Source organism: Azoarcus sp. TTM-91, assembly GCF_012911025.1.
Lineage (GTDB): Bacteria > Pseudomonadota > Gammaproteobacteria > Burkholderiales > Rhodocyclaceae > Azoarcus.
The window spans coordinates 1-6,324 of sequence record NZ_WUEI01000177.1; the positions used below are offsets into that span (position 1 = coordinate 1).

Sequence of the window (6,324 nt, forward strand, 5' to 3'; positions counted from 1 at the left end):
GATCGTGACCGCCTACCAACTGGCGCTGGTGGCCCTGCTGTTTCCCTTCGCCGCGCTGGCGGAGCGGGTGGGCCTGCGGCGGGTGTTCAGCGCCGGCGTGGCGGTATTCACCCTGGCCTCGCTGGCCTGCGCGCTGGCACCGACGCTGGGCTGGCTGGTGGCGGGGCGGGCGCTGCAGGGCATGGGCGCGGCGGCCATCATGTGCGTCAGCGCCGGCATCGTGCGCAATACCTATCCCCGCGCGCAGCTCGGCCGGGGCATCGGCATCAACGCCCTCTGCGTGGCGATAGGCTCGGCGGCGGCCCCCACGCTGGGGGCGGCGCTGCTCACCTGGGCGGGCTGGCCCTGGCTGTTCGCCATCAACCTGCCCATCGGCCTGCTGACGCTGGCACTGCTGCGGGCGATTCCGGAAGGCCCACGCGCACCGCGCCATATCGATGGCCTCAGCGTGGTGCTGAACGCCGGCCTGTTCTGCCTGGGCATCACCGGCCTGGAGCGCATCGCCGAGCAACCACGGCTCAGCCTGGGGCTGCTCGCCCTCGCCACGCTCTGCCTGGCCGGCCTGCTGCGGCGCGAGCGCGGCAAGCCGGCGCCGCTGCTGCCGCTGGACCTGCTGGACCACACCCTGTTCCGCCACGCCATGCTGGGCTCGCTGTGCCTGTTTTCCTCGCAGATGCTGTGCTTCATCGCCCTGCCCTTCTACCTGCAGCACCAGCTCGGCCTCAGCGCCATGCACACCGGCGTGCTGATGATGGCCTGGCCGCTGACGGTGGCGGTGGCGGCGCAGTGGTCCGGCCGCCTGGCGGACCGCCATCCGCCGCAGGCGCTGTGCGCGTTCGGCGGCCTGGCCATCGCCGTGGGCGCGGCCTGCGCCGCGCTGTGGCCGCTGGCGGGCCAACCCAGCCTGGTGGTGCTGTTCATGGCGATCAGCGGGTTCGGCTTCGGCTTCTTCCAGGTGCCGAACAACCGGGTGCTGCTCACCTCCACGCCTGCGCATCGCGACGGCGCCACCGGCGGCATGCAGGCCACCGCCCGCCAGACCGGCATGGCCGCCGGCTCGGCCACCATCGCGCTGCTGCTCGGCATCACCCCGGAGCATGCGCCACGCATCGGCCTCGGGCTGGCCGCCGCGCTGGCGGTGGCGGCGGCGCTGGTGTCCACCCGCGCGGTGAAACGGCGGCGGGCCGCTTGAGCGCGAGGCGGCCGGCGCGCCCGCCTTGGCCGGGCCCGACGCCTCATTCCGGACACCTCACTCCGGATAATCCGCGAAAGTCTCCTTCACCAGCTTGCGCAGCCACAGGTTGGCGGGGTCGTAGTGGAAGCGCGGGTGCCAGTGCTGGCGCAGTTCGAAGCGAGGCAGGCCGATGGGCGGCTCCACCACCCGCACCACCTTGTAGCGGGCGAAAACGGTGCCCAGCTCGCGCGGCACGGTGGCGACCAGGTTGGGCTGGCGCTCCAGCAGCGGCGGGATGAGCAGGAAGTGCGGCGTGGTGAGGAAGATGCGCCTGCGCACGCCCAGTTCCTCTATCGCCTGGTCGTAGGCGGAGCCGCGGCCGCCGTTGAGCGAGACCACCACATGGTCCATCGCCTCGAACTCCGCCAGCGTCAGCCGCTCGCCCACCGGCGCGTCGGTGGCGACGATGGTGACGAAAGGGTGGGTGAACAGCTGCTGCTGGAACAGCCCCTGCGGAATCGCGCGCAGCGAGCCGATGGCGAGATCGGCCTCGCCGGATTCCAGCGTTTCGGCAATGCGCGCCTGCGGCACCTGCAGCGTCTGCAGGGTGCAATGGGGCGCTTCGCGGCGCAGCCGCTCCATCAGCGGCGGCAGAAAGACCAGCTCGCCCATGTCGGTCATGCAGAAGCGGAAGCAGCGCTCCACCCGCGCCGGGTCGAAGCGCGGCTGGCTGTGCAGTTCGTTGCGCACGATCTCCATCATCTGCAGCACCGCCGGCGTCAGCGCCTCAGTACGCGGCGTCGGCTTGAGGCCGCCGGCGGTCTTGATGAACAGCGGATCGTCCAGCGCCCGGCGCAGGCGGCCCAGGGCGTGGCTCACCGCGCTCTGCCCCAGCCCCAGTTGCTCGGCGGCGCGGGTGGTGCTGCGCTCGCGGATCAGGGCGTCCAGCACCATCACCAGGTTGAGGTCGAACTGGTTATGAATCATGTTCATTACCTTAATCGAGGCCATGTTGTGTACCAATTTTGGTAGCAGGACTATCTTGCCTGCAACCGTCCGCACGAGACGGCACGACAACGATGGAGACAGAAACCATGATTCCCAGCATTCCGAGAGGCTTGTTGCTCACCCTGCTCGCCGCCGCCTGTCCGGCGTTCGCGCAGGTCAACGTCGGCGTCACCCTCTCGCTCACCGGCCCGGCCGCCTCGCTGGGCGCGCCGGCCCGCAACATGATCGAACTGCTGCCGCGGGAGATCGGCGGCACCCGCATCGACTACACCGTGCTGGACGACGCCTCCGACCCCACGGTGGCGGTGAAGAACTTCCGCAAGCTGGTGGAGGAGCACAAGGCGGACGTGGTGATCGGCTCTTCCACCACGCCCTCCACCCTCTCCATGGTGGAGCCGGCGGCGCGCGCCGGCGTGCCGCTGGTGAGCGTGGCCAGCGGCACCGCCATCGTCGCGCCGCAGGACGACATCCGCCGCTGGTCCTTCAAGGCGGTGCAGAACGAGGCGCTGATGGTGGAAGCCACGGTGGCGCACATGAAGGCCGCCGGCGTGAAGACGCTGGGCTTCATCGGCTTCAGCAACGCCTTCGGCGAAGGCTGGCTCAACGAGGTGCGCAAGCAGGCGGAAGCGCAGGGCCTGCGCCTGGGCACGGTGGAGCGCTACGGCCAGACCGACACCAGCGTGCTCTCCCAGGTGCTGAAACTGATGGCCGACAAGCCGGACGCGGTGCTGGTCGCCGCCTCCGGCACGCCGGCCGCGCTGCCGCAGAAGACGCTGGTCGAGCGCGGCTACAAGGGCCGCATCTACCAGACCTATGGCATCGCCAACCGGGACTTCCTGCGCATCGCCGGCCGCGATGCCGAGGGCGCAGTGTTCGCCGTCGGCCCGGTGCTGGTGGCCGAGCAGCTGCCGGCGGGCAACCCGGTGCGGCCGGTGGCCACCGAGCTCACCGCGCGCTATGAGAAAACCTACGGCGCCGGCTCGATGTCCATCTTCGCCGCCAATACCTGGGACGCCGGCTTGCTGATCGGCGAGGGCCTCAAGCGGGCGCTGGCGAAGCACAAGCCGGGCACGCCGGAGTTCCGCGCCGCGCTGCGCGACGGCCTGGAGGCCACCCGCGAACTGGTGACCAGCCAGGGCGTGATGAACCTCTCCGCCGCCGACCACGTCGGCTACGACCGCCGCGCGGTCGCGCTGGTGGAAGTGCGCCAGGGCGGCTGGCGCTACCTGGGCGCCGACTGAGGACCGCAGCGAGAAGGCGACGTGGGCGCCGCACCCTGTCTCCTCCTCCACTCTCCTTCCCCGCTCTCCTTCCCGCGTTCTCCATCCGCAAGCCGTTCCGCCGCCGGCCCGTTCCGGCCGGTGGCGGGCCGCCGCACGCTCGCATGCCCTTTTCCCTCCCATCCCTGCCCTGACAAGGAGCCCGCCATGTTCCTGAAGAACTGCTGGTATGTCGCCGCCTGGAGCGACGAAATCGGCGACGGCCTGTTCAGCCGCACCCTGCTCGACACCCCCATCCTGTTCTACCGCGACACCGCCGGCCGCGTCGTCGCCCTGGACAACCGCTGCTGTCACCGCGCCGCGCCGCTCTCCCTCGGCCGGCTGGAGGGCGACTGCGTGCGCTGCATGTACCACGGCCTGAAGTTCGACCCCAGCGGCTGCTGCGTCGAAATCCCGATGCAGGAGCACATTCCGCCGCAGGCACGGGTGCGCGCCTACCCGGTGGAAGAACGCTCGCGCTGGGTGTGGATCTGGATGGGCGACCCGGACAAGGCCGACCCTGCCCTGCTGCCCGACACCCACTGGCTGGACGATCCCGGCTGGCGCAGCCTCTCCGGCTACATGCTGCACCAGGCCAACTACCTGCAGGTGGCGGACAACCTGTGCGATTTCTCCCACTTCTCCTTCGTGCATCCGGAGACGGTGGGCGGCTCGGTGGCCTATGCCCGCGCCCAGCCGCAGGTGGAGCGCCTGGCCAACGGCGTGCGCATCATCCGCGGGCTGGAGGGCGACGAGCCGGCGCCCTTCGTGCGCAAGCTGCGGCCCGAGTGGGAGACGGTGGATCGCTGGAACAATTACGACTTCCTCGTGCCCGGCGTGCTGCTGATGGACTCCGGCAGCGTGCCGGTGGGCCGCGGCGGCGCCAACGGCAGCCGCGAAGGCGCACTCGAGTTCCGCAGCTGCCAGGCCGTCACCCCGGAAACCGCGGGCAGCACCCACTACTTCTTCGCCCAGCCGCACAACTTCTCCATCGACGATCCGGAAGCCACCCGCCGCATCCACCAGGTGCTGCTGGACGCCTTCGAGGAAGACCGCCGCATCATCAGCGGCCAGAGCCGCATGCTGGCCCACGACCCGGAGGTGCGCATGGTGCCGCTGGGCGTGGACGCGGCGCTGTCCCACTTCCGCTGGGTGATGAACAAGCGCATCCGCGAGGAGCAGGCAGCATGAGCACCCCCGCCCTCTCCAGCCGGGGCCACGGCATATCTCCCGCCGGAGAAGGCCGCACGCCACGCCCACACAGGAAACTCCGCCGATGAACAGCGATACGCCCCTGAGGCTGCGGGTGAGCGAATTCACTGCCGAGGCGCGCGACGTGGTCAGCATCGAGCTTCGCGCGCCGGAGGGGGGCCCGCTGCCGCCCTTCGAGCCCGGCGCCCACCTCGAACTGCAACTGCCCGGCGGCCTGCGCCGCCACTACTCGCTGTGCAACGACCCCCGCGAACGCGAGCGCTACCTGATCGCCGTCGGCCGCGCGCCAGCCAGCCGCGGCGGCTCGCGCCACATCCACCAGCAACTGCGGGTGGGCGACGTGCTGACGGCGACCGCGCTGCGCAACAACTTTCCGCTGCAGGCCGGCGCGCCGCACTACCGCTTCATTGGCGGCGGCATCGGCATCACCCCGCTGCTGGCCATGATCCACGCCTGCGAGGCCCGGGGCGCGGAATGGTCGCTGCTCTACTGCGTGCGCAGCCGCAGCCGCGCCGCCTTCCAGGAAGTGCTGGCCCGCTGGCCGCAGCGGGTGAGCTGGCATGCGGACGACGAACACGCCGGCCGGCCGCTGGACCTGGAAGCCGCGCTGGCCGCGCCGGCGGAAGGGGAACAGCTCTACTGCTGCGGGCCGGACGGATTGATGCAGGCAGTGCGCAAGCAGGCCGCAGCACACGCCACCGGCTGGGCGCCGGAGCAACTGCATTTCGAGTGGTTCTCCGCCCCCACCGAAGCGCCGGCCTCCATGCCGGCCCAAGCTGCCGCCGGGCCCAGGCCTTTCCAGCTGGTGCTGCGCCAGCAGGGCATCAGCCTGGAAGTGCCGGCCCACCTCAGCATCCTGGAAACGCTGGAGGCAAACGGCCTCGCCCTGCCTTGCGCCTGCCGTGAAGGCCTGTGCCGCACTTGCGAAACCGCGGTCTGCGCCGGCGAGGTGGAGCACCGCGACTACGTGCTCTCGGAGGCGGAGCGGGCGGCGGGCAAGTCGATGATGATCTGCGTGTCCCGCGCCCGCGGCGAAGTGCTGGAGCTGGATCTGTGAGCGCAGCGGCAAGCGCCGCCCTGCGTGCCACGGCCGGAAAACTCCGCTAGTCTTCACCCGGATCGAATAAGCCCGGACCGGCGCGCACGCCGGCCGGGCCGCTTGGAAGCCGGGGAACCGAATGGCAGACGAACTGATAGACCTGACCCTTCTCGCCGCGGCGGACGCCGTCACCGCCAAAGGGGCGAAGCGCTACCGCCTGGTCCGGCTCCTGCGGGCCCTCGCCGGTTTGCTGTTCTGCCTGCTGATCGGCGGGGCGGTGGCGCTGAGCTTCATCTACGCCTGAACCCTGAGGGCACAGGCGGCTGCATCCGGTGGCGCAAGCCGCCCGCCCGCCGGCCTCGCGCCGGGCCACCGCAGCGGAAAGGAAAACGGCCCGCAGCAAGCGAGCCGTTTGAACCAAAGTCGCACCGGATCTGCAAAAGCTGAGCCGGATTTGCAAAAAGCCCGGCGCTGGGCCGGGCTAATTGCTTGAATCTCTGGTGCTGCTGACCGGAATCGAACTGGTGACCTACTGATTACGAATCAGTTGCTCTACCGACTGAGCTACAGCAGCGAAGGGCGCCGACTATACCTTAGGGCGCGGGTGGCTTCAAGCCTGGGGCGGCGGGTAG

The 6,324-nt window shown here is 70.4% G+C and carries 6 protein-coding genes and 1 tRNA gene; 5 read left to right on the top strand and 2 right to left on the bottom strand.

Translation table 11 applies throughout. From position 1 onward, the window contains the following. Positions 1–1,192 (top strand): MFS transporter (locus GRF61_RS22885; RefSeq protein ID WP_169152930.1); only part of this gene is annotated, 1,192 nt, incomplete at its 5' end. A gap of 57 nt (positions 1,193–1,249) precedes the next feature. Here the strand turns inward: GRF61_RS22885 and GRF61_RS22890 are convergent. Beyond that, positions 1,250–2,167, bottom strand: a complete 918-nt coding sequence (locus GRF61_RS22890) for a LysR family transcriptional regulator (RefSeq protein WP_169152931.1) — start codon at positions 2,165–2,167, stop codon at positions 1,250–1,252. A gap of 101 nt (positions 2,168–2,268) precedes the next feature. Between GRF61_RS22890 and GRF61_RS22895 the strand changes: the two genes are divergently transcribed. The 4 genes from GRF61_RS22895 to GRF61_RS22910 all read left to right on the top strand — a co-directional run bounded on the left by GRF61_RS22895 (position 2,269) and on the right by GRF61_RS22910 (position 5,996). Beyond that, entirely contained in the window at positions 2,269–3,423 is a 1,155-nt protein-coding gene (locus GRF61_RS22895; protein ID WP_169152932.1) for an ABC transporter substrate-binding protein, read from the top strand. A gap of 186 nt (positions 3,424–3,609) precedes the next feature. Continuing rightward, positions 3,610–4,632: an aromatic ring-hydroxylating dioxygenase subunit alpha gene (locus GRF61_RS22900; RefSeq protein WP_169152933.1), complete on the top strand. Its 1,023-nt coding sequence runs from the start codon at positions 3,610–3,612 to the stop codon at positions 4,630–4,632. An 85-nt stretch (positions 4,633–4,717) separates the two neighbouring features. Next, positions 4,718–5,710 carry a PDR/VanB family oxidoreductase gene (locus GRF61_RS22905; protein WP_169152934.1) on the top strand — a complete coding sequence of 331 codons (993 nt, stop codon included), beginning with the start codon at positions 4,718–4,720 and terminating at the stop codon, positions 5,708–5,710. Positions 5,711–5,831: 121 nt separating this feature from the next. Continuing rightward, entirely contained in the window at positions 5,832–5,996 is a 165-nt protein-coding gene (locus GRF61_RS22910; RefSeq protein ID WP_169152935.1) for a hypothetical protein, read from the top strand. Positions 5,997–6,190: 194 nt separating this feature from the next. Here the strand turns inward: GRF61_RS22910 and GRF61_RS22915 are convergent. Further along, positions 6,191–6,266: transfer RNA gene (locus tag GRF61_RS22915), tRNA-Thr, on the bottom strand. Between the last annotated feature and the right edge of the window lie 58 nt (positions 6,267–6,324).